Origin of the sequence: Legionella nagasakiensis, from assembly GCF_900639915.1 — a bacterium.
Classification (GTDB): Bacteria; Pseudomonadota; Gammaproteobacteria; order Legionellales; family Legionellaceae; genus Legionella_A; species Legionella_A nagasakiensis.
This window is the reverse complement of record NZ_CAAAID010000012.1, coordinates 17,739-39,735: the sequence shown is the minus strand read 5'-3', so window position 1 is coordinate 39,735 and position 21,997 is coordinate 17,739. Positions and strand designations below refer to the sequence as shown.

Genomic DNA, 21,997 nt, shown 5'->3' with positions numbered 1-21,997 from the left:
GCTTATGTAATTACTCAACGGGCTCTTTTTTCCGCGATAACCCTAATTTTTCCTTCAATCGAGCAACAGCCTCCGGATCGTATTGACGAGATGATTTATGTTTAACCATGATCGAAGCAGATTTAGTTGACGGCAAGAGACCCTGTTGTGCTGTAAATGCGGATGAACGCTCTGAATAAGAAGGCATCAATTCCAGCCCTGAAACATCATTAGGCGGATTTGCTACGTTCGAATGGCTGGGAACAGAAGATTTACTATTTAGATTTTTACGTGCGTTTTTAACACTTTTTTCCACTATTTTTTTAATTTTTATTGCCGCTCTTTCTGCTTCTTCCTCCGTCACCTGGCCAACAGAATGTCCCTGTAAATCAATGCGCGTTTCACGCGCCTTCAACGATGCCAAATAATCAATACGACGAGTAAACACGACAACAGCTTCTCGCAACTTACCTTTGGAAATTCCTACAGCCGCTGCTTCATCCGCATGAAGCAAAATATCATTCATAACCCCCAGTTTTAACGGTCTGATCTGCAGCGTATTATCAAACGCCTTAGGAAACATCGCAGCCAACCAGCGCAAAGCTTCGAAACGCAGGTGTTTAGACTGGTTCTTTTGTTTTTTATTAATCATAGCCGTACGGGGATGCAACTCCTGTCTTCTCATGCGATAACCCTTGTCTGGTAAAACGTCTTTTAGTGAGATTGGAAAATTGAGCATGCAATGTACAGCGTTTGGATTTATTTTGCAAGCCGCGGCAAGAGGGTGAAAGACACCGTTGTTATTGCATCCAAGCATTAAATAATAGAAGATTATTATCAAACTAGGGCAATACCTCACTCCATTCTGCAAAGCAGAAATATAGATGATTGAGGACATACCCAAGGTTCTGTGAACAAAATTTTTCGCAAAGCGAAAATGTGGACAATTAAGTACCATTATGTCTTTGAATGAGGCGAGTAACTGGCTCTATTTAACGAATTCAAAGGCGCAATAGTGCCAATTAGCCGCATTTGCAGCTGTGAAAATTTTTGTTCACAGAACCTAATATGAATATATAATTATTGTTAGGGCTTGTTAACAACTTCACTTAAAAAGGTAACTGCACGATGAAACTGTTTATGTTAGGTCTCTCTTTTGTATTCCCTGCTCTAGTTTTACTTATATGTGATAATCCTGGCGGTGCTCTTATCGCACTTATTCTACAAGCGACCATCATTGGATGGATTCCGGCGACTATTTGGGCATTGAGGGTTGTGCGCGAAGAAGAAAAGTCCTCATCTGGAAGAAAATAGACTGGGAGTCAGTATGCAAACCCGTGTCATTGTAAATGGTGCGCAGGGAAAAATGGGAGCATATGCCTGCGAAACCATCACCAACCATCCGAATTTCCAGCTTGTCGCAGGGTTAACCCGTCACGATGATTTGCAAGCCGCCATTACTAGCACAAAAGCACAAATCGTCATTGATTTAACCCGCGCGGACTGCGTTTATCAAAATAGTTTGACCATCATCAATAGTGGCGTTCACCCAGTGATTGGCACCAGTGGTTTACTTGACGAACAGATTAAAACGCTAAAAAAAATATGCAAAGAAAAAAAACTGGGGGGTATCATTGTGCCCAATTTTTCTATTGCCGCTGTATTAATGATGCGATTTGCCGCCATCGCTGCCCGCTATCTGCCTGAAGTTGAGATTATTGAAACCCATCATCAGCAAAAGTTGGATGCACCCTCCGGAACAGCGATGAAAACGGCAGAACTGATCGCGACCGCAAGACAACATGAAAAAAATCAATTGCCATTAAAAGAATTAGTGCCCGGCGCTCGAGGCGCATCCTATCATGAAGTCAACATCCATTCGTTGCGCTTGCCTGGAGTACTTGCCCAACAGCAGGTTTTTTTTGGCAATCAAGGTGAAACTTTGAGCATTAATCATAACAGCATAGATCGTAGCTCCTTTATGCCTGGGGTAATCTTGGCTTGTCAACGGGTGCAAACCATAGATTCGCTCTATTATGGACTCGAACATTTACTGGATGATTAATAACCTCTTATCGTGTTACACTGATTAGCCACCTATTTTCAACAGACTCTAGGGGCATGTCTTCAATTCATTTTTTGCAACCATAGAATGCATTGAAATCATGCCTAATATTAAGAAAAAGAAGGAAAAAGGATGATCACAAAAAAAATAGGAGATTTTACCGGCTATTCAGACTCTGGTATTTATGAAGCCGTTCAAAACGCTTTAGAAAAAGCTGGGGAACATGCTCACTTTGAAGTGGTGGAAACGTGCTGCTCACAAGGTGGGGAGAATGACCGTCAATATCAAGTTACATTAACAACGTTTGGTGAATAATCGCATTTCAAGGAGGTAGGCGATGATTTACACAGTACCTCATTATATTGCAGGCAAAACACACACAGAAAAAACGGATCAATGCCACACGATTCACAATCCCGCCTTGGGCGAAACCATTGGCGAAGTCTTTTTTGCCAGTCAAGCCATTTGTAATCAAGCTGTTACTGCCGCGCAGCAAGCCCTGCCTGCCTGGTCAGAAACACCGCCCTTAAAGCGAGCACGAATTTTATTTAAATTTCGTGAATTGCTGGAAAAACATCAAGACGAGCTCGCTAAAATAGTGACTCGTGAACATGGCAAAACCCTGGATGATGCCAAAGGGTCTGTAGCGCGTGCGATTGAAGTGGTTGAATTCCACTGCGGACTCATGACACAACTGCAGGGTACTTTTTCACTGAATGTTGCTAATAATATCGATTGTCACACGTTGCGCCAGCCTTTGGGCGTTTGCGCGGGAATATCACCGTTTAACTTTCCAGTCATGGTTCCCGTTTGGATGATGATCCCTGCCATTGCCTGTGGCAATACGTTCATCCTTAAGCCTTCAGAACAAGATCCATCCGCACCAGTGCGCTTATTGGAATTGCTTAGTGAAGCAGGTCTGCCGGCAGGAGTAGCCAATTGCGTTCATGGCAATAAAACCACCGTTGAACAATTGCTGAAACAACCAGACATTCAGGCGTTCACAGCCGTAGCGTCCACACCGGTCGCTGAATTTATTTACACCACTGCAACAACACTTGGCAAACGTGCTCATACGTTTGGCGGCGCTAAAAACCATTGTGTGGTCATGCCAGATGCTGATCTTGATTTTGCGGCGAATGCCATTGTAGGAGCCGCCTATGGTTCTGCCGGCGAGCGATGCATGGCTATTTCGGTCGTAGTAACCGTCGGCGAACAGACCGCCGATCATTTATTAAAAAAACTTACTCCTCTCATTCAAGCCATTCGTGTCGATGCAGGCGATGTCCCACAAACCGATATGGGTCCAGTCATTAGCGCATCCCATCGTCAGCGCATTTTGACCGCTATAGGAAAAGGCATTGAAGAAGGCGCCAAATTGGTTATTGATGGCCGCGACTTCAAGCATCCCCAGCATCCTAATGGATTTTTCATAGGTCCTTCTTTATTTGATAAAGTAACGGAAAACATGTCCATCTATCAAGATGAGATTTTTGGACCCGTCTTGGCCATGGTTCGAGTTGCAGATTTCGAACAAGCGCTGCAATTAATTAATCGCAACCAATATGGCAATGGCACTGCTATTTTTACACGCGACGGATACGCGGCACGCGAATACAGCCAGCGCGTGCAGGTCGGTATGGTAGGGGTTAATATCCCTATTCCTGTTCCCATAGCAAGCCACCCCTTTGGTGGCTGGAAACAATCTTCTTTTGGCGACACCAACATGCATGGCCAGGAAAGCATTCAATTTTATACACGACGAAAAACCATCACCAGCCGCTGGCCTGTCACAGAATTACAGGCCAGCCAGTTTACTATGCCAAGCCATTAGGCTATCCCACGGTCAAAAAGGAGAAAAAATGGCACAGATTGCTTTTATTGGATTAGGACACATGGGCTTGCCAATGGCAATCAATCTGGTTAAAGCGGGACATGCCGTCACAGGATTTGATTTACAACCTCAGGCACTTGATGCATTCATTAAAGCAGGAGGCACTTCCGCGACCTTATTACAGGAAGCGGCACAAAATAAAGACATCCTCATCACCATGCTGCAAACGGGAGAGCAAGTCAGGCGGGTATGTTTGGGCGATGGCGGGTTATTTGCCGCGGCCAAAAGTCAGGCCTTATTTATTGATTGCTCATCCATTGATGTTCCAACCTCCCGTGAAATCCATCAGCAGGCAAGCCAATATCATTTGCAAGCGGTCGATGCACCGGTATCTGGCGGTGTAGCAGGGGCTGCCGCAGCGACATTAACCTTTATGGTCGGCGGCCCTGAAGAATATTTTACCCGTGCACAGCCAATTCTTGCGCAAATGGGTAAAAAAATTATCCATACGGGCGAAGCCGGCAGCGGCCAGGCCGCAAAGATCTGCAATAATATGATTCTTGGTATTTCGATGATTGCCATATCGGAAGCCTTTATCCTGGCGAATCAATTAGGCCTTTCAGCAAAAAAACTGCATGAAGTTGTTACCAATTCATCCGGACAATGTTGGGCGATGAGTCACTACGCGCCCGTGCCAGATGTGTTGGAAAATGTTCCGGCTAATCGTGATTATCAACCAGGCTTTACAGCCGCCATGATGCTTAAAGATTTACGTTTAAGTCAGAAATCTGCAGCAGTAGCAGGGGTTCATACACCACTGGGAGAGCATGCCATGGAATTGTATCAGCAAGTCAATAATAACGGCATGGGAGAACTGGATTTTTCTGCCGTGATCAAACTTCTCACTGCAGAACAATAATCATCTTTCATGGTTGACAAGAAATTTAATTTCAATAAAGATTAAATTCTAATCAATTTGCTTGGAGAACTTATTATGGGTGATGAAGAAACAAATTCCACACAAAATTCCACACCAGTCGCTCCTGAGGATACAGCACCTCGGTCCCCAAGACCTGCAGAAAGTGCTCCAATTCCTATACAGCCAAGACCTTCAACTCCTCCACTCTCTTTAAGCCAATCGCCTGATTTTTTGTTCTTTTCGCCCTATGACGCGGAAGAAGCAAGAGAAAGAGCATGGGTACGTGTTCAAATGGAGAAACAGCTAAAAAAAACGCCTGACAACAAATTAAAAAGACCACCGGTACCTAGAATCATCGTGGAGCCACCCACTCCTGCTCATGAAGAACATGGCGCAGATGATGGGTATGATGGGTCTGTATTTAAGATGGAATTGTAGTTAATGGGTTTCCTCGAGGGAGCCTGCATTAAAGTCAAACCATTGATTCAATCTCTGGATCAATTCTTCTACGCCTTGCATTTTCAAGGAAGAAAATACTTGGACTGAGAGCTGATCTTGTATGGATTGATAATGCTTACGTACCTGCAATAACGCACTTTTCGCCTGGCCACGACTTAATTTGTCCGCTTTGGTTAATACGACATGGGTAGGAAGTTCCCGTTCAATGGCCCAGGCTATCATCATTTGATCCAGTTCCTTGAGGGGATGGCGAACGTCCATCAACAGAACCAATCCTTTAAGACTTTCTCGTACTTCTAAATAATGAGCCAGATTTTTTTGCCACTCCTGTTTGATGTGTTGCGAAACTTTCGCATATCCATAGCCAGGCAAATCAACTAAACGTCGATTCACATCGTTTAAAACAAATAAATTAATTAATTGCGTCCTTCCTGGTGTTTTGCTGGTTCGGGCCAGCTGGCGAATGCCTGTCAGGCAATTTAGGGCGCTGGATTTCCCTGCATTGGAACGACCAGCAAAAGCAACCTCATAACCTGTGTCAGGAGGTAATTGTTCAACACGAGCGGCACTTTTTAAAAATTTGGCTTGAGTATAAGGGTTAATTAACATAGTAGCATTTGCAGATACGCTTTAAGACAGTGTAACATTAAATGAGACATAACCTATGAGACAATAATGAAAAAAATAGCATTAGCCGTTGTCTTATGCTGTCCAATACTGGCAACTGCTGCAGGCAATTATCAGGCCGGAGAAAAAAAATCAGCCGTTTGCGCTGCCTGTCATGGAGAGAAGGGCATAAGCATCAATCCTGAATGGCCCAGTATTGCCGGTCAACATGCTGCCTATTTTGTCAAACAATTAGAGGATTTTAAGGTTGGGAAAACGCGTAATGCGGCAACCATGACGCCTATTGTTGCTGATCTAAACAAACAGGATATGGAAGATCTTGCTGCCTTTTATTCTGAACAATCCTTACCCGAACTGGCAACCCCTAAAAAATACCTGGCGCGTGGCGAACAACTTTACCGGGGGGGAGATTTTACACAACACATTACTGCCTGTATTGCCTGTCATGGACCACAAGGCAAAGGAAATGCGCAAGCTGGTTTCCCAGTACTTTCCGGACAACAACCGCTGTATACTATCCAGCAATTACAAGCCTTTAAAAGCCATGAACGCCGTAATGATTTAAATGCCATTATGCAAGACATAAGCCAACGTATGACTAAGGAAGATATGGAAGCAGTCGCCTATTATATGGCTGGCTTGCATTAAAAATGCTGTTTTTTGATGTTAATTCGATTTAAAATAAACCAATCGCTCTAGAGTGGATTGACGATTTATTAAGGTGGCTCATGTTAAAATGTATTTTTTCTGTCGTTTTGTTGTTCATTATTCCCACAATAACCTTTGCTGAAGAGTTTATAGCTGGAAAAGATTATGTTCTCGTTAAAAACGCTGATCCGGTTCATTCCCCGGCAAATAAGGTGGTTGTTACTGAATATTTCAGCTATGGTTGCCCCTGGTGCTATCGTCTTGAGTCAGAATTAAACCGCTGGGTTGACGCTCAAGGAAAGACCATTTCTTACAATAAAGTCCCCGTCATTTTCAATAAAGATTGGGAATACTATGCCAAAGCCTATTATACGGCTAAGGCCTTGGATTTAAGTGCGCAATTGTCCCCTGCTTTATTTAATGCCATTCTTAAAGAGAAACAATCCCTTAATAATGATAAAGCAATGGTTGATTTTTTTGCAAATCACGGTGTTGATGCCAAGGTAGCCAGCAGCGCCTTTTTGCATTCGCCAAGTATTGACATCGAAATCAATGACAGCAAGCGGCAAATGGCGCATTATCAAATTGCCGCCGTACCAGCATTGGTCGTCAACAATGACTATAAAACCGATTTACAAATGGCGAAATCTGAAGAACGACTGTTTGCCATTTTGGATTTCTTGGTTAAGAAAACAGCGGCAGATAACGCCCAACGTTAACGTTTAACACATCCGGAGAGCAGGAAGCCATGGTGATGAAAGCGTCTGAAATAAAGAAACATAAGGCAGCTCATAAACAAGCACTCGGCCTGATTAATAAACCTGAAAAATTGATCAACATCAAGCAGACTTATGACCGGATTGCCTGCATATTTCAAGGCGGTGGAGCCTTGGGAGCCTATCAGGTTGGCGCTTTTCAAGCCATCCATGAACGAGGCTATGACCCCAATTTTCTGGCAGGTGTCTCCATTGGTTCCATTAACAGTTCTATCATTGCTGGAAATCCCCGTAAAAAGCAGATAGAAAAATTATTGGAGTTTTGGAGTACCATCACGCCGAGCTTATTCGCAGAGAATCTGGGTCAATTTCATGATTTTGATTTTACTCATCATTTAAGAAACCAGATGGGCGCCATGCATTCTATCCTGTTTGGCTTGGATGGTTTCTTTAAACCCCGAGTGTTTCCTCCTACGCCTCTAACGCACGACACTCCTGATAAATTAAGCTATTACGACACTTCCGAGTTGCGCAAGACATTGGAAAGATTAATTGATTTTGATCGAATCAATGATAAAAAAGTAACCCTTTGCCTTGGGGCCGTAAATGTAGTTAACGGCGAGATGGAGTTTTTTAATAATCAGATGACGACGATCACGCCCGATCACATTCTGGCAAGTTGTGCGCTACCTCCCGGTTTTCCCGCCATCAAGATCGGCGAAAATTATTATTGGGATGGTGGAATTTATGCAAATACACCGTTAGTCACGGTACTGGATGCTTTACCAGAACTCGATACCCTTTGCTTTATGGTCGATTGCTTTAGTCTGCAAGGCACGCTACCCAAAACCATGGACCAACTTGAAGAGCGACAAAAAGACATCCGCTACGCCAGCCATTCGCGCCGCTTAACCAACGTCTATGCGAGCCGGAAAAATCTACAAACGGCCATTAATTATCTAGGCACAAAATTAACGCCAGAAGCAAAAAAAGACCCAGAAGTGCAAAAAATCCTGGCTCTGGGGCATGAAAAACGGTTTAGTGTAGTACACATCATTTATCAGGACACCCCTTATTCTCATTCTTTTAAAGATTATAACTTCATCCGAACCGTGATTGATCTGCGTTTAAAAACAGGCTACAAAAACGCCATGGAAGTGCTCGAAAAGCCTGAATGGGAGAAAAAATCCGACAAAAAAATGTCTTGTTCCATTTATGGCGTCACTGAAGGCTATTTTGAGCAACACTAACCTAATCATTAGAGTCAGTCTTTAAAACCCACGCTTAGGGATACATGGTGTTTTTTATGATATTGACTAAACTTAAATGGAATGCTAGTAAAGATCGGAGAAAACCATGGCCAAAAGAACGCTTTCGTTAACCTCGTTAACGCTCTTTGTATTAACATCGGCTGGCGTTGGTGTTATTGACCCAACCCATACTGTTATTGCAACAGCTAAAGCTGCTGCTGCAACGAACCAACAGTCTTTCCCTGACCAGTTCAACCAATACCTCGAGAATGGCGATGTAACTGATGCTGCAAACCTATTACAGAACGCAACCGCTAGCCAGCTAAGCTCCATCTCCATCAACAATACACAGAATCCAACCATGATGACTACAATGGCCAATGCTATTGAACAGGCATGGTGGACATCAGGGACATCACAATTTACGTCGATCGTCCAAGGCCTTTCTCCAACAGTAACAACAGCCACGTTCGATTATGCAATAAACAATTTCAATAATCATAATGGCAATTTCGAAGCTACCGCTGAAAACATGATGCAAAATTTGTCATCAACGCAATGGGCCAATTTAGACCCTACAACCCTTGCAAGTAAAAACGTCGCATCAATCTTTAACACGGTATATGCTAACGAGAGTACCGCACAATTTAACACTATGATTAACGGGCTTAATAGTAATCCTGCCAATGCTGGAGCTGTGCTAACTGGCGTCGCTCAATATGACAGTGGCTATACCAGCGTAATAACTTCTGGGCTAAGCGATACAACTTTTTCAGATCCCAAGTTCACCCAGAGTATAAATTCCTTAACCGCTCAAATTAATAGCAATAATCCCCAAACATCCCAGGCAGCTCAAGCAGCGGTTCACAATATTGTTAGTAATTTATCTAATTCACAATATTCAAATTTAGTTACAGGCATTGTAACGTCCGGAAATGCCAACTCATTGGAAAGCATCTTGGCCACCACTTCACCTCAAGAGCAAGGCCAAATACAAAGTTTAAGTGCCACGACTTTATCAAGCCCAACGTTCAGCAGTGCCATGGGCATCTTAAGCAAAAACTCAGGACAATTTACGAACTTCATGAATGATCTAAACCAAACTCAACTTAATGCCATACTACCTAGTGGGTATTCTTATAAGAATGGCAATATATACAATAGCAATAATCAAATAGTATCTGCATCAGACGTTTTTCCTCCACCATCACCATCTGCTACCACCATGGGGGCAACTTCACCTTCGATGAAAAGCGACATCACAGATAGCGCATTAGAATCAAACAATCCATCCAGTACGAATACGCTTCCAACATTTGGCGCAAGCAAAGCAACCGAAGAAGCACTGCCGGCACAATCACCAAACACACTATCACCGCAACAAGAGCAATCTGAGGAGGCACTTGCAGTTCCTGAGAGATTGCAATAAATAAATCTACTTCTTGCATAGATTGATATTCTGGATTCCCCAGCTTCCTTCCTCTGGGGAACCCAGACTCTGACAATTTGCTAAATGTGAGTCAACTTATAAAAACAGACATGCTTGGCTGAAATTTGATAACATCTTATTATAACTTGTTTTTTAGGATAAAACACGATGCAAAAAGGGCTCAGACTGGTGTTTGTAACGATTCTGGTTCTGACAACGCTTTTGGCGTGTGAAAAACAAGATAAAAAAACCGATAAACTTGAACAAGCAGCCGTTCCTGTCACCGTCATTCCTGCCACCTTAGAATTGGTCAATGTCCAATATAAATCCATCGGCACTTTGGTTGCGCGAGAAGCGCCCGTCATTCGCGCCCGTATCTCTGGTCAAATTGAGCAATTGCTCGTTCATGAGGGCGAAGAAGTCCATAAAGACCAGTTATTACTTAAAATGAAACAAGAAGAATTGGCGTTAGCCCTCCAACAGGCAGAAGCTAAACTGATGCAGGCCAAGGCGCAACTCAATGAAAGCGTCCAGGATGTCGCGCGCGCTGACAAGCTCATCGGCAAAGGATACATTTCTCAGGAACAATACAGCCAAATTCAGGCACAGCGTCAAACCGCTCAAGCAAACGTCACAGTCGCCATGGCGGATTTGGCACACGCGCAATTTCAAGCCACGCATGTGAATGTATTATCTCCCATCAACGGCCATGTTGGAAAAATTGCCGTGTCCGTCGGTGAATACGTATCTGAAAGTACCGCGTTACTCAATATTGTTAATCATGACCAGTTACGGGCAGAGCTGCCATTTTCAGAACAAAAAACCCCATTACTTGCCAAAGGTCAAAAAGTACTGCTAGCGTCTCCTACAACGCCAGGGAAAACCGTCACCAGCACCATTACCTCCATTACTCCTGACATCAATCCCGATAATCGGGCGGTAAATGCGTTGGTTGTTTTTACCAACCAATATGACTGGAAACCAGGCTCCAGTATACAAGGGATTATTTCTGGTCCTACGTTGAAAACCATTATGGTTCCCGAAGCCTGTTTAGTCATGCAACCTACTGGAAAAATTGTCCATATTGTACAAAATAATAAAGCCGTTGCCCGTACTGTGGAAACTGGATACCAAACGGAGGGTTGGATAGCGATTACCAAGGGATTAAAACCAGGCGATCAGGTGGTGGTTGCCGGCACCCATTATTTATCGGATGGCACGCCGGTTATTGTGCAAAAACCAACAGCGAACAAATCATGAGTTTACCTGAACTATCCATCAAACGGCCAGTCATGGCCGTCATGATTAGCATGGCCTTTGTTGTTTTTGGTTTCATTAGTTACTTTAAAATAGGGGTCCAGGTAAACCCTGACATCACCTTTCCAGTCATTACGGTAACAACAACCCTTCCGGGCGGGGATTCAAAAATCATCAATGAAACCATCACCAAACCGATTGAGGTCGTATTAAACACCATTGCCGGCATTAAAACGATCAACTCATCCTCCAGCCCCGGACAATCGAAAGTTGAACTGCAATTTGCGTTAGGCACAAACATTGATGCCGTATTTAACGAAGTGCAAAGCAAACTTAATCAAGTGACTGGTCAATTCCCGGCAGGAACAAAATCGCCAGTCATTCAAAAGGCAAGCATTGGTGCAACACCCATCATGCTGATAGGGCTTGCCAGTAAAAGTACGATAGAAGAACTGGATGAAATTGCCCGCACCATGGTGCAAAAAAAATTACAAGGCTTGCCTGGCGTTGCTGAGGTTAACGTGGTAGGCTCCGACGGCGTTGTGGTTATGGTGGAACTTAACCTGGCAAAAATGGCCGCCTTAAATATTAGCCCCGGGATGGTGAAATCTGCGTTTTCATCCCAGCATGTGCAGTTACCAGGTGGTTTTGTGCGCGCTGGCAATAAACAATTTTCCCTGAACCTAGATCTTGAATTTCATCAACTTGCTGAGTTGGAACGCATGGTCGTCGCCTACCGGCAAGGTGCCCCCATTTATTTAAAAGACATTGCAACACTCACCCTCACGGTTCCAGACAAAGAAAACGTCGCCACTTTAAATGGTCAAACCGCACTAGGTATTAATATCGTCAAGCGACCCGAGGCAAATACCGTCCAAGTGGTGGAAGAAGTTCGACATCGTTTACAAAAAATCCAGACAGAGTTGCCACCAAATGTTCATTTAAAAGTCGTCTATGAGGAGGCGCACTATATTTTATCGGTTGTTCATGAGCTGGAGGAAGATACAATTTTAAGTATATTTGCCGCGGGATTTGTCATCTGGCTTTTCCTGCGCAACCTGCGCTCCACATTGATTATTGTCACAGCCATTCCAGTTTCTTTGTTAGGCGCTGTTTTAGCCATTTATGCGTTTGGCTTTACTCTCAATATCATTACCCTGCTTGGCATCATTTTACTCGTCGGAGTCGTTGTAGACGATGCGATTGTGGTTTTGGAAAATATCTATCGGCAAATGGAAAACGATGACTTGAAACCTGAAGATGCAGCAATCAAAGGCAGTGATCAGGTTGTCTTTGCTGTTTTAGCGGCCTCATTAAGTTTGGTTTCAATTTTTTTGCCCGTTGTTTTTATGGGCGGTACTCTGGGATTATTTTTTAAATCCTTTGCCGTTGTCGTGACCGCAGGGGTGGTGATCTCTCTATTGATATCGTTAACCTTAACGCCAGTCCTGTGTGCGAAATTCATGCGAATAATTGTAGAGTATGGCTCGGTCTATCATTACTTAGAGACAGGATTTCTGACGGTTGAAGTATTTTATAAAAAGATGTTAAACATCGCCTTGCGCTTTCGCTGGTTGATGGTCCTCCTGGCTCTGGCTACCATACTTCTTGGACTGCCCATATTGATGGCGATTGGTAAAGGCTTTCTGCCCGAGGAGCGCGATACAGGCCGTTTCCAGATTCTGGTACAAACAGCACAAGGTTCCAGTACCAGTTATACAAAATCCCGGATTACGGAAGCAGAGAAAATCCTGGCAAAAATGAGCAGCATCGAAACCTATTTTGCCTCTTTAAGTAAAGCCAATTCAGGGACCATAAACGTCAACTTGTTGCCAGAGCAAGAGCGCAAACTATCACAGCCGGAAATCATGGCGGCCGTGCAAAAACTCCTGAAAGAAGTTCCGGGGGCCTTGTTTTTAGTGTATAGCATGCAAGCAGGTGGCAACATGAGCTTTGAAGTGCGGGGAGAAGATTATCTGGGAACGGTTAAAGCTGCCTTTAAGCTTTATTCTGCGCTAAAAAATGAGCCGGCCATTGCCCCCGTCTACATCCATATCGCCCTTAATCAGCCTCAATATCAGCTGGTTATCGATCGTGTATTGGCCAGCAGTCTGGGGATTTCAGCAGAAGAAGTAGGGGCAGTCACCATGGTGCTAAATGATCGCGGCGTGAAGGTTGCCAAATTTAATAAGGAAGACGGCAACCAGCGTCACGACGTCGTGATAAAAGCGGATGAAAGTCAATACGTAACACCAGAGGATTTAAGCCAAATTTATTTAATCAATCAAGCAGGCAAGCGCATCAATCTGGATACCATCGCCTCTTTTGAATCCTCCCTGGCACCTCTGGAAATCACCCGCACCAATCAGGAATACAGCGTATCCTTTAGCGCTTCTCCAAAAATTTCGCTCAATAAAGCAATTAATCTCGTGCAAGACACAGCCGAACAGGCATTGCCGCAAGGTTATACCGTAACCATGACCGGTAATACCGAAGCATTGGGGAAAACGGAACGTTCGATGCTCTATACTCTCGCCTTAATATTAATTTTGATGTACATGGTACTAGCCAGCCAATTTAATTCGTTTATACAACCTTTCATCATCATGATTGCTCAACCACTTGCTTTAATTGGCGGTATTGTGGTTTTATGGCTCACCCATCAAACGCTAAATATTTATTCCATGGTTGGCGCACTATTATTGATGGGATTAGTTGCCAAGAACTCCATTTTATTGATTGATTTAACCAACCAGTATCGGGAAGCAGGCAAATCGATTCAAGACGCGTTATTAGAAGCCTGTCCCTTGAGGATGCGTCCGGTATTGATGACGTCCTGTGCAATTATTCTTGCGATGTTGCCAGCCGCCATTCTACCCGGTGCCGCCTCCAGCTCTCATCGTCCTCTTGCCTTGGTGATCATTGGCGGCATGATTTCTTCCACGCTCCTGACTTTAGTCATTGTGCCTGCAATCTATTCATTGATTGAAGGTGTGATAGAACGGGGTAGCAAAAGAAAAATGACCATGGAACAACATTAAGAACGGTTTAAATCAAACCCCTGACGTTCCAGGATTTTCTAGACTAAGAATGCCTGTATTAAAATCATAAGCAAAAAGTTCGGCGTAACGACCCCAGTCAATCATGGTGCGCAAAACCCGATCGGCTTCTTTTTCGCTCAAATAATCTTCTAACTTACTTAGAAACCGCTCCTCAGAAACCCAATGCCCGCTTTTTTCATCAAGGATTTTGCGAATGTAGCGGGCTAATGGCACTTTTTCTAATAATCGTTGGGCAAACAATTGTTTTCTCTCTTGCAAATCTGCTTCGGAAAATTGCTTGCCTAAATCACTTAAATGAATATCGCCATCAAGAACCTTGGCAAATCCCAGAATTTCCAAAGTTTCAAGAATCGGAAATAAATCATCGACATTCATCATCAACTCATCCGCCAGCTCAGGCAAGTCAATTTTTTCCTCAAAGGATTTCATCGTTTCAATTAAGCCAGATAATTCAGATGGCTCAACATCAGGCAAGCGATATCCTAACCCAATCTGGCGTTCAAGCCGGGCATGTCTTGCCCGCTCTTTAGGTCCAGTCGTCATGAGCGTATAAATTCTATCGACCAAGGCGCGAAATTCAGGCGTATCTGCTTCTCGAGGCTGGGGCAAATCAACCGGCAAATCGGCGCGGATATATCCGGGATCACTGCCTAAAATAACAATACGGTCTGCGAGCATGGCTGCTTCTTCGATATTATGAGTGACCAACAAAATGCCATTGGTATTGGTTTTCTTTTCCTGCCACAACTCCAATAAGTCTGATTTTAAATTTTCGGCAGTCAATACATCCAGTGCAGAAAATGGCTCATCCATCAGCAAAACATCCGGATTAATAACCAGTGCCCGGGCAAAGCCCACACGTTGCCGCATACCGCCGGATAATTCTTTAGGAAAAGCGGATTCAAATCCATCCAACCCAATGATATCAATCGCTTCAATAGCGCGGCGACGACGCTCTTCGCGCGGAACACCTTGCGCTTCCAATCCTAATTCCACATTTTCCAAAACGGTCAGCCAGGGCATGAGTGCAAAAGATTGAAACACCATGGCAATGCCTGGCACCGGTTTTACAACCGGATGTCCTCGATAAGTCACATCTCCACTGGAAGGAGAAACCAGGCCGGCAATGATTCGCAGCAGCGTTGATTTACCGGAGCCTGATTTTCCTAATAAGGCAACGATCTCACCTTCTTTCAATTCAAAATTGACGTCTTTGAGGACTAGCAAATCTTGTGTAGCCGCTTTCTTAAACGCTTTACGCAAATTTTTAAGGCAAATAATGGTTTCTGGCATGAGTATCTCAATTAACATTAAATCGTTCTTGCGCCAGGCGATAAAGAGGACGCCAAAGAACATGATTAAAGAATAGTACATACAAACACATCATCGCCGTACCTAAAGCAATTTTAGGAAAATCACCCGCAAGCGTGCTGGCCTGAATATATTCTCCTAGTCCTGTGGCTTTCAGTGTTGTATCACCCCAGCTGACCCATTCAGCCACAATGCTGGCATTCCAGGCACCACCTGCCGCCGTAATAGCGCCTGTAATATAAAATGGAAAGATTCCCGGCAAAGCCAAACGCCGCCACCACTGCCATCCTCTTACGCCAAAATTATCTGCCGCAAGACATAGATCGCGAGGGATCATAGAAGCTCCAGCAATGACATTAAATAAAATGTACCATTGCGTACCTAAAATCATCAAAGGGGTCACCCAGATTTCTACATTTAAATTAAAGCGCACAATGGCGATGACAAATAAGGGGTAAAATAAATTGGCTGGAAACGCAGCAGCAAATTGAATAACCGGCTGAAGTTTTTGTGCCAGACGAGGCCGCTGTCCTACCCAGACACCAACTGGAATCCACACCAAAGAGCTAAGAATAATAAGCACAAGTACCCTGGTTCCTGTCACCGCACCTAAAAAAAGGACATGAAAAATGTCTGAAACCTTAAGCTCTGCCAGTATAAAGTTTAACAAAAAATAACCGCCACTGATGATCGCAAGCCAAACAATGCTGTTCCACAGCCAATCCATGCGTCTCTGCCAGCTGTCATCAACCTCCCTTATTATTTTAGAGCCCGACTGACCAAACCAGGTTGTATTAACAAAATGATCTTTTAAAACACTAAAACCCGCACCAACATGCTTCGTCAACCGACTGCTGCGCATCCAATCAACCAACCAGGACTGATACTCTTCTTCATCCGGCGACTGTTCCATTTTAAATTTCTCTGACCAGGCAATCAGTGGTCGAAATAAAATCTGATCATAGAGAAAAATAACCACAACCATGGTTAAAATAGCATAGCCAACACTCGGCAAATCACGTTGTTCAATCGCTAATGCAATATAAGAACCCACCCCTGGTAAGCGAATGTCCTGATGGGACACAGCAATGGATTCTGACAGCACCACAAAAAACCAACTGGCGGACATCGACATCATCATGTTCCACAATAAACCGGACATTGAGTAAGGGACTTCAACCTTCCAAAATCGCTGCCAAGGGGAAAGCTGAAACATGGCAGACGCTTCACGTAAATCATGCGGTACTAATTTAAGTGATTGATAAAAACCAAAGGTGATGTTCCACACCTGTGCCGTAAAAATAACAAAAATAGAAGCGCATTCAGGACCTAATAAACTGCCGGGAAAAAGATGAATAAAGCCAGTAATTGTAATGGCTAAAAAGCTCAAGACCGGCACCGATTGTAAAATATCAATGGCGGGAATAATAATTTGTTCAGCTCGTCTATTTTTAGCGGCAAGCGTTCCTACAACAAACGTAAATAAAATAGATAAAATCAAGGCAATAAACATCCGCAGGACGGTTCTTAATGCATAGAATGGTAATTTTTCCGGATTAAGGGAAATAGGTAGAGGTTCGCCTAATTCATAAGGAACAGCCATTTGCTTGCCCGCCCACGCCAAAAAAAACAAGACGGAAAAAACAAGAATTAACAACAATAAGTCCCAGCGATTTACATATCGACTGACATTTTCACGATTGGCAAAGTAAAAACGGTTATTGGTCACAGCCTCTCCTCAAGTCAGTCTTTTTCACCAGGATGCCCGCAGACTATTCTACTACAGATGAACAGGCCTAAAAACGTTTAAATTTCTGTGTGCAATCCATGCATTCATCCCTCATAATTAAATAAAAATAGACAGGAGTAACCATGGTATATCTACGAACCTTATTGATTTACTCTGCTTTATTGTTGTTTCCTTTACAAATGCAAGCGGCTCCTGATGACACACAATTAGCCGTTTGGGCCAATGAAGCGATCGTTGCAACCTACACCTACAATTATCAAAACTACCTCGAGCGCCAAAAAGAAATTGCCAAGTACTTCACAGCCAAAGGGTGGATTGCTTACAGCAAGGCACTGAATGCCTCAAAACTTCCTGACGCAGTAAAAAAGAATGCCTATTATGTGAGTGCCGTAGCAACCATGCCGCCGCAAGTCAAAAACATCGGAGATAATCATTGGGAAGCCACCATGCCTCTTCTGGTGGTCTATAAAAATCCTCAATATCAGCAAAAACAAACGTTGAATGTTACCATTGGCTTTACTGTCACTCCTTCAGGCCAGGGCGTCAGAGGGTTAGCCATTACCAGTTTACAATCAAAAGTCATTCAGTCGCCATGCAAATGTCCTGTTGATGCGGATATGAATAACCATTCAGATGCAAAAAAAGATAAAGCCTCTTAGAGCTTATTTGCAAAGAGCGAAAACAGCTATTGAGGAAGAATAAACGGCTGATTAAAGCCTGGATAATGCAAAGGGATATCTTCTCAGATATCCCTTGCTGCTAACGCGGTTAACCAGCCTAAAAAACCATGCAACTATAGAAATCGACTGGCGCCACAGATTAACGCAGGAGCAACTGCGGTTTCCAGTTCAGAGGCTGATGCTCTTGGTGAAGCGAAGAAACCTATGGATGGAACAAGTTGGCTTTCTGCAATGGCCATGAATCTATCATGAGAAATATCTTGCAACTTTTTCCCTCTCTGCAATGCTTCTTTCATTTTTTGTAATGAATGCATTCTTCCTGCAAGGATATTTGCAAGGGTATAGGCATCCTTTTTTTCTGTTTTCTCCACAGTAATAAAGGAGGGCAGTAAAGGCTTAATTCGCAAAGTATTCTCATCAGACATCGCCTCCTCCAGAACATGTGCGACCATTACAGGAATGATTTCCTGGGCATGTGCCAAAACACTTGCTGCCTGCTCACAAGCCTCATAAAAGCCTCGCCGTTGTGCTTCTCTTAACAACGGCTTATCTTCTGCCGTTAAATCAAATAACGTCGGCACAACCTGCCTAGGTAATAAAGGATAGACGACTGTATCAAAAGGCATGAGATGTTGAAATCCAGTAATGTCTTCTAATCGATATCCTAAATAATCCACTCGACTGCTTTCGCGATTAAATTGCGGATTTTTAAACGCACCTTCCTCAGCAGTAAAGCCACCAAAACCTACTCCAAGAGAATTTCCCCAATCAACTATACTAAGTTTTAAAGTATCATCAGGCTGGCAAATGCATCCAAGATTCGATAAGTTAATATTATTAACCAAATCATAATGGCCAAAAAGGAGGGCAACAAAGTAAGCTTGGCCAAGCATCCGCGCTTGTTCTTCGGTCGTGACCAACGTTGCAAAATCCGGTGGAGGATGCCTTAACCAGTGATCTGGTGTTTTTGCTGGTTCTACTTGCGGATGTTCTGACAAAAACTCCCTGAGCATTCCAACCGACGGTGAAATAACCAAGAGATGACGTTCATGGATATGAAGATAATTTCGTGGGACGACTAATAAATCGCCCATAATGGCGCCACAAATCCGTGGCGCTAAAATTTCTAGAGCCGTATTGGATAACACTAGTTCATCAACGTGCTTCGTATAATTCACAAGGCTTGCCTGGATTTGCTCGAATTCCATCCTGTTTTCAGTGGATAAATCCTCAATCCTGCGTTGCGTTTCTTCATCTTCCGGAATCTCAATATGAGCCTCAAGAACACCATCTCCTAACAAGTCGCAACGACGCCCCATAAGCGCATTAAAAAATGCGTCGTTTTTAAAGATTTCTACAGCTTTTCTAGACTTGGACTCTTTAACGTAATAGTCTTTGCCATCTTGATCTTGATATAAGCCTTTCTTCGAGATTCCAGATAATTCTCTACCGTCGTCTTTGCGCCTTAATTGAATGGTCGTATGATCCCGCAGCTCTATAGTCAGCACTTCACTGTGATGGGGCATGATACACCTCAATCCATTATTGCATTCCTATTTCTACATCAACCTTTTTTGTTATTTTTAAACGTATCAAGAAAGAAAAAATATTGCTAGCTTGAAACGCGTATGCCTACCAACACAAGATGCAAAACGATGAATGCGAAAATAAGGACTAAAATGAAATTGAGTTTCCCCGGGATGCAGGTATCAAGAACGGCTTGTTCGGGTTTATCTGGATTATAATGCACGTCAATGGTTTCATCTTTTTGATAAGCTTTCGCCACTTTATAAGCAATATGGCGCGCATACTTACTGTTAGGATCATGGTGGGAAGTATCCAAAAATACATGTTCACCAATAAAATCCCGCTCGCCCACCTGATAAATGTATTCAATTTTTGGCCACAAACGATGTCCCTCAATCGTCCATTTACAATAAGTGATCCGTCCTTTTGTTTTCGGCCAATCCTGAGCTTGCCTGATTTCTCTACGCATGCTCCAAAAATAGCCCAATATCAATAGTAAAAACAGCAGCCACCCCAAATCAAGAGCATTCTGCCAAGAAATATACTGGGCTAGCATCAATCTATCCTGCTAAAAAATGATGCCTTTGATAGTAGAGCAAGAAATGCGATTATGCCATATTCATTTACTTGCAGAAGGCCATATGTTTACGTTTAACACGATTATTGTTTTATCTGCCACATTATGCTTAAATTTTTCCCCAAAAAGAAATGACTTATAAAATACAATCCCGATTTTACTAAGTCCAGACTGATAAAGCTTATTAGTTGCAACGCTAACAGGACGATCATGGCTGTAAGAAAATGGATGTTTTTATTTTTTCTATTCGTAGGTTCAAATGGATTTTCAGCAGAAAAAACTTGTGGCAAATTGTTAGATCAAATCATTATTAAATTTAATACAATTAGCAGCCTAAGTAATCCAAACCTGGATAGGCCTTTTTGGAAGGATTTTTCAAAAAAAAATAGCTTGCCTATTCAATCAGTAAAACCAATGGCAAGTGGCGCATATCTTATTGTAATAGATTCTAAAAAACTCGCTCAACTTGCAAAAAAGGCGGCCTTACCTACAAGCAATTACCTCAACCTAGCCATTAAAACTTTATCAAAACAGCCTGATGTGAAATACGCCGATCAAGACATGGAGCTTTGTCTGATTAAGCCTCCAATACCTATAAAAAAACCATCGTTATCGAACGCAAAAGCCGCCTTAATTTCCCATGCATCCCAATGGGATGTGTTTCACTATCCTGGAGTTTTTTTAGAATCTTCACCAGGCTTATTAGATGGTGCCTGGGCGACAACCTTGGGCTATGCCAATCCCCCTATTGTTTTATCCAATTTTGAGCCCATTAATTATAATCCTGATTTAGCGCCCAATGTATTAACCGGCTGGAATTTTGCAACGAATAATACCAATACCTCAGATCCCGGCGAGGATCATGGCACCCATACGGCCGGAACCATTGCCGCCACAGGAAATGTGTTCGGGATAGCCGGGATGGGGCCTGCGCTTAAAATTTTACCTATTGTAGTGGATACATTTTCTCAGCTTGAAGAAGGCATTTATTGGTCCATGGGTAACGATGTTTTCGGTGCTCCCCATAATCACTACCCAGCCAAAGTGCTGAGCATGAGCTTTATTTTACCTAAAATAGGGTGCCCTTCTTCGCTTCAAGAAACAATAGATGCCTTCGTCAAGAACAATGGTACTATCGTTGCAGGAGCTGCAAATAACAATCAACCTGTTCCCAATGCACCGCCGCAAGCGTGTAATCATGTTATCGTGGTCGCCGCCACCCAGATTAATGGGTACAGGGCTTTATATTCAAATTTTGGCCCACGAGTCACCTTAGCCGCCCCAGGAGGTGAATGGACAGAAGGAGGTGGGTGTGATGCGAATGGCATTTTATCCACCGTGTCTGCAAACACCGGATGTCAAAACAGTGGTTTTGCATTTTGGCAAGGAACCAGCATGGCAACCCCTCATGTTGCCGGGATTGCAGGGCTACTTTATGCCATTAATCCCAAACTCAGCGCAGCAGAAGTCAAAAACATTCTCTTGGCAAGCGTATCACCATTTCCAAGTACCGCTGATCCGGAACGCTCGTGTACCGGCGTAAAATCATGTGGTGCGGGCATTGTCAACGCCTATAACGCGGTACAGTTAGCATTATCCGGCCGCGTTGTTATACCATCCCCTCCATGGGCAAGCTTAAAGTTACAAACCTCATTTGATCCATTTAATCGCTGTCCGCCTAATATGTTTGTGCCAACCGCCGAGTCCATCGCATCCCCAATTTCTGGCAATTGGATAGTTAATAAAAGTACACGAGCCTGCCAGCCTCTGAGTGTATATGAAAACCCAATTTTCCAAGTGAATACTCAATACATCCAAGTCGCTTACGGTAAAACGCTATTGACCTTAAGCACTTCCGGATTAAATTGTCGGGTTAATTATCCATATGGATTTATATGTTAAGGAAA

General features: G+C 43.4%; 20 protein-coding genes. 14 read left to right on the top strand and 6 right to left on the bottom strand.

Annotation, left to right across the window (positions count from 1 at the left end):
• Positions 1–10: 10 nt before the first annotated feature.
• Positions 11–664, bottom strand: coding sequence for a ProQ/FinO family protein (locus E1O52_RS10045; RefSeq protein ID WP_133128581.1), 654 nt, complete (start codon positions 662–664; stop codon positions 11–13).
• A gap of 443 nt (positions 665–1,107) precedes the next feature.
• Here E1O52_RS10045 and E1O52_RS10040 point away from each other — a divergent pair, with 443 nt between their 5' ends.
• The 6 genes from E1O52_RS10040 to E1O52_RS10015 all read left to right on the top strand — a co-directional run bounded on the left by E1O52_RS10040 (position 1,108) and on the right by E1O52_RS10015 (position 5,235).
• A complete protein-coding gene (locus E1O52_RS10040; protein ID WP_133128580.1) occupies positions 1,108–1,293 on the top strand; it encodes a hypothetical protein in 186 nt (61 codons plus the stop codon).
• A gap of 13 nt (positions 1,294–1,306) precedes the next feature.
• Positions 1,307–2,044 (top strand): 4-hydroxy-tetrahydrodipicolinate reductase, encoded by a 738-nt coding sequence (gene dapB, locus E1O52_RS10035; RefSeq protein ID WP_133128579.1) that lies wholly within the window; start codon positions 1,307–1,309, stop codon positions 2,042–2,044.
• A gap of 132 nt (positions 2,045–2,176) precedes the next feature.
• Positions 2,177–2,359 (top strand): dodecin domain-containing protein, encoded by a 183-nt coding sequence (locus E1O52_RS10030; RefSeq protein ID WP_133128578.1) that lies wholly within the window; start codon positions 2,177–2,179, stop codon positions 2,357–2,359.
• Positions 2,360–2,381: 22 nt separating this feature from the next.
• On the top strand, positions 2,382–3,878 hold the full coding sequence (locus E1O52_RS10025) for a CoA-acylating methylmalonate-semialdehyde dehydrogenase (RefSeq protein ID WP_133128577.1): 1,497 nt from the start codon (positions 2,382–2,384) through the stop codon (positions 3,876–3,878).
• 28 nt (positions 3,879–3,906) lie between these two features.
• Positions 3,907–4,797 carry a 3-hydroxyisobutyrate dehydrogenase gene (gene mmsB / locus E1O52_RS10020; protein ID WP_133128576.1) on the top strand — a complete coding sequence of 297 codons (891 nt, stop codon included), beginning with the start codon at positions 3,907–3,909 and terminating at the stop codon, positions 4,795–4,797.
• Positions 4,798–4,872: 75 nt separating this feature from the next.
• The gene (locus tag E1O52_RS10015; protein ID WP_133128575.1) at positions 4,873–5,235 is read left to right on the top strand and encodes a hypothetical protein; all 363 of its coding nucleotides are present in this window, start codon (positions 4,873–4,875) and stop codon (positions 5,233–5,235) included.
• Here the strand turns inward: E1O52_RS10015 and yihA are convergent, their stop codons facing one another.
• Entirely contained in the window at positions 5,236–5,865 is a 630-nt protein-coding gene (gene yihA / locus E1O52_RS10010) for a ribosome biogenesis GTP-binding protein YihA/YsxC (RefSeq protein WP_133128574.1), read from the bottom strand. It abuts the gene before it with no gap.
• Between the two features lie 66 nt (positions 5,866–5,931).
• On the opposite strand from yihA, the gene E1O52_RS10005 reads away from it, so the two are divergent.
• The 6 genes from E1O52_RS10005 to E1O52_RS09980 all read left to right on the top strand — a co-directional run bounded on the left by E1O52_RS10005 (position 5,932) and on the right by E1O52_RS09980 (position 14,224).
• Positions 5,932–6,531: a c-type cytochrome gene (locus tag E1O52_RS10005; RefSeq protein WP_133128573.1), complete on the top strand. Its 600-nt coding sequence runs from the start codon at positions 5,932–5,934 to the stop codon at positions 6,529–6,531.
• 80 nt (positions 6,532–6,611) lie between these two features.
• Positions 6,612–7,250: a thiol:disulfide interchange protein DsbA/DsbL gene (locus E1O52_RS10000; RefSeq protein ID WP_133128572.1), complete on the top strand. Its 639-nt coding sequence runs from the start codon at positions 6,612–6,614 to the stop codon at positions 7,248–7,250.
• A 29-nt stretch (positions 7,251–7,279) separates the two neighbouring features.
• Positions 7,280–8,497 (top strand): DUF3734 domain-containing protein, encoded by a 1,218-nt coding sequence (locus tag E1O52_RS09995; protein ID WP_242602225.1) that lies wholly within the window; start codon positions 7,280–7,282, stop codon positions 8,495–8,497.
• A gap of 106 nt (positions 8,498–8,603) precedes the next feature.
• Entirely contained in the window at positions 8,604–9,926 is a 1,323-nt protein-coding gene (locus tag E1O52_RS09990; protein ID WP_133128571.1) for a hypothetical protein, read from the top strand.
• A 168-nt stretch (positions 9,927–10,094) separates the two neighbouring features.
• Positions 10,095–11,186, top strand: coding sequence for an efflux RND transporter periplasmic adaptor subunit (locus E1O52_RS09985; protein ID WP_133128570.1), 1,092 nt, complete (start codon positions 10,095–10,097; stop codon positions 11,184–11,186).
• Complete coding sequence (locus tag E1O52_RS09980) at positions 11,183–14,224, top strand: efflux RND transporter permease subunit (RefSeq protein ID WP_133128569.1); 3,042 nt, start codon at positions 11,183–11,185, stop codon at positions 14,222–14,224. Before E1O52_RS09985 ends, E1O52_RS09980 begins: the two co-directional genes overlap by 4 nt.
• Before the next feature lie 12 nt (positions 14,225–14,236).
• On the opposite strand, the gene E1O52_RS09975 is transcribed toward E1O52_RS09980, so the two are convergent.
• Together E1O52_RS09975 and E1O52_RS09970 are read right to left on the bottom strand one after the other, a co-directional pair.
• Complete coding sequence (locus E1O52_RS09975) at positions 14,237–15,538, bottom strand: ABC transporter ATP-binding protein (protein ID WP_133128568.1); 1,302 nt, start codon at positions 15,536–15,538, stop codon at positions 14,237–14,239.
• A 7-nt stretch (positions 15,539–15,545) separates the two neighbouring features.
• Positions 15,546–17,285, bottom strand: a complete 1,740-nt coding sequence (locus E1O52_RS09970) for an ABC transporter permease (RefSeq protein ID WP_133128567.1) — start codon at positions 17,283–17,285, stop codon at positions 15,546–15,548.
• Between the two features lie 143 nt (positions 17,286–17,428).
• Here E1O52_RS09970 and E1O52_RS09965 point away from each other — a divergent pair, with 143 nt between their 5' ends.
• Entirely contained in the window at positions 17,429–17,965 is a 537-nt protein-coding gene (locus tag E1O52_RS09965; RefSeq protein ID WP_133128566.1) for a DotI/IcmL family type IV secretion protein, read from the top strand.
• Between the two features lie 134 nt (positions 17,966–18,099).
• On the opposite strand, the gene E1O52_RS09960 is transcribed toward E1O52_RS09965, so the two are convergent.
• Both E1O52_RS09960 and E1O52_RS09955 read right to left on the bottom strand, forming a co-directional pair.
• A complete protein-coding gene (locus tag E1O52_RS09960) occupies positions 18,100–19,512 on the bottom strand; it encodes a hypothetical protein (protein ID WP_133128565.1) in 1,413 nt (470 codons plus the stop codon).
• Between the two features lie 86 nt (positions 19,513–19,598).
• On the bottom strand, positions 19,599–20,069 hold the full coding sequence (locus tag E1O52_RS09955) for a DUF3592 domain-containing protein (protein WP_133128564.1): 471 nt from the start codon (positions 20,067–20,069) through the stop codon (positions 19,599–19,601).
• 231 nt (positions 20,070–20,300) lie between these two features.
• On the opposite strand from E1O52_RS09955, the gene E1O52_RS09950 reads away from it, so the two are divergent.
• Positions 20,301–21,992 carry a S8 family peptidase gene (locus E1O52_RS09950; protein ID WP_242602224.1) on the top strand — a complete coding sequence of 564 codons (1,692 nt, stop codon included), beginning with the start codon at positions 20,301–20,303 and terminating at the stop codon, positions 21,990–21,992.
• Positions 21,993–21,997: the final 5 nt, after the last annotated feature.